The 4,165-nt window shown below is 55.0% G+C and carries 3 protein-coding genes; 1 reads left to right on the top strand and 2 read right to left on the bottom strand.

The features are described from left to right. Nucleotides 1–96: 96 nt before the first annotated feature. Together DYI42_RS24620 and DYI42_RS23345 are read right to left on the bottom strand one after the other, a co-directional pair. The gene (locus tag DYI42_RS24620; RefSeq protein WP_213549446.1) at nt 97–1,155 is read right to left on the bottom strand and encodes an SIR2 family protein; all 1,059 of its coding nucleotides are present in this window, start codon (nt 1,153–1,155) and stop codon (nt 97–99) included. Nucleotides 1,156–1,175: 20 nt separating this feature from the next. Then, the gene (locus tag DYI42_RS23345) at nt 1,176–2,570 is read right to left on the bottom strand and encodes a Fic family protein (RefSeq protein WP_213549444.1); all 1,395 of its coding nucleotides are present in this window, start codon (nt 2,568–2,570) and stop codon (nt 1,176–1,178) included. 159 nt (nt 2,571–2,729) lie between these two features. Here DYI42_RS23345 and DYI42_RS23340 point away from each other — a divergent pair, with 159 nt between their 5' ends. Continuing rightward, nucleotides 2,730–3,698, top strand: a complete 969-nt coding sequence (locus DYI42_RS23340; protein WP_213549442.1) for a hypothetical protein — start codon at nt 2,730–2,732, stop codon at nt 3,696–3,698. Nucleotides 3,699–4,165 lie beyond the last annotated feature (467 nt).

Below are 4,165 nucleotides of genomic sequence, written 5' to 3'. Positions count from 1 at the left end.
CCTTCTCGGCGGGCTCTTTCCGCGTTCCGGGTTTCTGTCTCATCTCCACTCCTTCGCGGTTACGATGAGCCAGAAACCCTCCGTTACGAAATCAAATCAGATGTTCCAAAGGTGCTGACGGGGGACATCAGATGTTCCAAAGGTGCTGACGGGGGACACATTCAGCCTAACAACTGGGTAGCCGCGTTTGCCTGAAATGCGGGGCGGAGCTGAAACAACAGAGCGTTCTGAGGCAAACTCGTCCAACTGCGTTGTGTCAAGATCTGGAATGAGGCGCACGAGGTCACGCAGAGCCTCGTCGAAGTTTTCAACTCGCACCAGGCCGCCATCGACGCCTTTGTCTGAAGCGGCGGACAAAAATGCAGACACTCTGTCAAGCGGGTCGCCTTCGCCACGGTGCAGCCAAAAAAGACCACCGGGAAAGGGCGACGCATGTTCCAGCGCTTCCTCGAGAGTGTTCATGATCGACTCATCGCGCCCACTGTACCCTGCAACAACCAAGCCAGAACGCGTGCAAGTGCCGACGAGAAGATCGCGCAAGGTCGCGTCTTGTTGGCGAAGCTCGTCTCCAGTGTTCTTGAGGCGACGTGACCGGAAATCGCCGTGCAGTTTGATTTCTGCGGGCCAGCGCTCTCCATTAATAGTCTCGCGACCGAAGTCAGGCGCATCGAGTGCTACGGTCGTCAGATTGCCCGTGCCACCAAACACCCTCGCGCAGCCATCTGCGATAAGGGGATCGAAGTTCGTCGTCCAGACAAGCTTGGTATGTCCCGCTTTCATGAGAGTCGCCAGAGCAACGTGGCCGAAAGATGGTTTGGCACCAGCGATCTTCGCGTCGATGTACGTCCGCCGCTTCGCTTCGCTTGGATATACTGCCTCAAAGAGGACGGCGTATTCCTCAGGCGAGTCGGGGTCCGGAAACGTCTCTTGACCGGCTATGAAGTCCTGAATTTGCCGTCGCACGGCTGGGTTCGAGAGGTCTGCTACCTGATTCAATGCGACGCGACGCTGACTGACGTAAAGCTGCTGCTTGAATTCCCAGATCATGTCCCATGCTGTTGGGATTCCCGCTGATGCCGAAGTGCCGGCACCCATCAGCCACATGAGCTTTCCAGATCGCATCGAAAACCGACGGGCGAAGTCATCGGCTTCCACAACGGGATACGCACTTACAGTCACTTTTGCGTCCATATGCTTCGCCATTCCTGAAATTCGGATGGTCGCACCTGGAATCGCGCGAAATTCCCCTCGTGAAGACCGAGAAGCTCGTCTTCAACCACGGTCGTGAAAACTTCTCTATCCTCTACTGCGATACCCTCTGCAGCCAACTTTTCGATCTGGCGTGCAGCTTCACTGCGTCCAAGCTTCGAGCGAATAATGTGAGCCACAGCGTCACGGATCTGCGAGCGATACTTCAAACGAAAAGGATCCGGCTCTCCGAGGGATTGGCGGACGGCTGCATATTGGGCTGCAGACCTCTCATAAGCCCAGAGAAATATGTCCTTCAGGAGTGCCGTATCATTGAGCTCGTAGACCCCTAGAACAGCGTCTGTGTAGGCACGCTGCGGCACATCAGTAAATGCCAGCGGTGAGAGATTGCAGCGAATGAGGGGAATGTTGGCAGCGAGACGCGAGACGCGCTTATTCACGTCATCGAAGGGTTGGAGGTATGGGATATGCACCATCACGAAGAAGGCTTGCTCGAACGGGTCGTCGATTTCTGAGGCTTTTGCGAGCAGCTGGTTGAAACACTCTTCAATACGCTGGGGCAGTTCCAAGGGATGGAACGCAGATCTTTCTATTCCAACGGCAATATATCGCAGGCGGCCAGAAGCGGCTGGGTCGGCTAAGAGGTTGTTTGAGAGCAGCGCATGCAGGTTGAGAAACGTGTAGGTGTTAAAGTCGATTTCCTCGACTGAGCCCACCAGAAACTCGATGGCGTCTTTGTGGTTAAGGATCATCTGAGCTTCAACGTGCTCTCGTCCTGTGGCCTCCTCGCCAAATTCGATCAATCGCTTCGTGTCGAGGAGCGAGTAGGTGTTGCCTTCCAAGCGGCTGGAGTTCCAGGCAAGATCAATCAGTAGACGATTGAGAATGAGTTTTGCGTAAGTACCGGCGGGCTGCGTGGACGTTTGTGGCTTGCCAATCCGTTCCAACCGTTCGCGATCCTCGTCTCCAAGATAGAAGGATGTGTTTGGCTGATATTGGTTCAGGAAATCTTGGTCATAACCAACTGGCTTGCGTGCCGCGACAGGCTGTTGGACGTAGTCCCGAATGCGCTTTCCCTCATCCGACAAGGGAATGAGATCTCTATAGTCGAGGCCCTCGCCAATTAGATCGGTCCTGGCCAGACTATCCTTAGTTCCCAGACGATATCGCGCCCACCTGCCGCTGCCCTCCATATGTAGCTGTCCCTTGGCGACAAGCTGCTTCAGCCGGTATTGCAGGGTTCGGCGTGGGATGTCCTCCGTCAGTCTCTCAGCAATGTCAGGTGCAGCGACGCCATCCGGATGACCGGCGACGACGTCGAGCAGCTCCTTGAGTGCATCGTCCGGGACTTTGTTGGCCATCGTCGTCTTTCTTGCGCGTATGCTATAGACGCAACTATGCTGGTTTACGCGCAATTATCAAGTCTAGGCGCAAGAATGGCGTGTAGGCGCAACCATTATTGCGCGTAGCAGCATGCACAACGATGTTGGAAAGCCGCGGGTATGCCCAGAAAGGCCGCAATGGCAGACGATGACGACAGACTGATACAGGAGGTGCTTGCGGAGCTCGGCAGAGACGCCGATCCAATTCAGATCGCTGAGCAAGTCCGCCGCCTCGATCGCGGGCTACCAGCAGAGGACGAATTCATCGCCGTTTGCAGTTGGCTCGGCAAGACACGGCTGATCCACAAACTCGACCAACACCAGGCGCCCAACCAATCGCATGCTAGCTATCAGGTCCCAGATCTCCTCGCCATATACGAAGGGTCAGGGCCAGTCCTCATCGAGGTCAAATCGAAAAAGGCCTCCACACTCTCATTCAGACCCGATTACCTTGCACGATTGCAAACCTACGCAGACGTCCTGAAAATGCCACTGCTCATCGCGTGGAAATATCACGGCATCTGGACGCTGTTCGAGGCGCGGCACCTCGCGAAGGCGAAAAAGAACTTCAATATCCAGTTTGACGCAGCAATCAAAGAAAACCTGCTCGGCATTCTCGCGGGGGATGTCGCCTATAAGATAGCGCCAGGAGCGGGTGTTCATCTTCGCTTCAAGAAGGAGAAACTCGTTGCGTCAGAAGAGACAGAGGATGGCTTAAACGAACAATGGCAGATGCGGGTCGATAAAGTTGGCTTCACGTCTGCAGGCGGGACACCTACAGACGCACTGGATAACGAAGTCACAACGCTTTTCACCACTTGGGATCTATCAGAGCGCCAAGTTCATTCCGATTCCCACATCGAGATGCAATTTGTCGCTGGAGAAGGTGACGGTATGATGTTCGGCCATATGGCCTTGGTTCATCTGCTGAAATGGCCACTTCGGGACGGCGAGCAGATCAATTGGAGGCATGCGATCAGGCGTGAATCTGTCGTCAGCAACATGACCAACTTTACTCAAGCTCTGCAACGTGCGCTTGAGCAGAAAGTGGTGCGCATCATTATTAATCAGCAACCCCTTAGCTGGCCGGAGTTTGTGCCTCGATGAACAGCCCAAACGAAGGCCCAAACACGCTGAAGCTTTTACCGCGGTCGCTCTTCGATCTCTACGCCCTTGCTTTGCCGCGTGGTCATGGTTTCGGTATACGGCCCCCCATTGGAGCGTGGCAAAGCGAAGATGGCATTGCCTACGGCGTCATCACCCAGCATGTGCAAACTCCGGATTTTGGTATCCTTGTCATGCGGCGACGGGTTGACGGCGTAACTCATCCTTCCGCCGCCAACCTAAGACGCTGGAACGCACCTTCTGGGAATGTCCGTCGTCAGGTGATTTGGAACACGAGCGCCTGATCTCGAACGGAGGGTCTGGCTCGTTGTGGTTTCAGTCTTGTCCCCCGTCAGCACCTTTGGAACATCTGATTTGATTTCGTAACGGAGGGTTTCTGGCTCATCGTAACCGCGAAGGAGTGGAGATGAGACAGAAACCCGGAACGCGGAAAGAGCCCGCCGAGAAGG

Origin of the sequence: Vannielia litorea (assembly GCF_018424695.1) — a bacterium.
Taxonomy (GTDB): Bacteria; Pseudomonadota; Alphaproteobacteria; order Rhodobacterales; family Rhodobacteraceae; genus Vannielia; species Vannielia litorea_A.
Note: the sequence above shows the minus strand (reverse complement) of the source record. Positions and strands in the feature narration are given on the sequence as shown.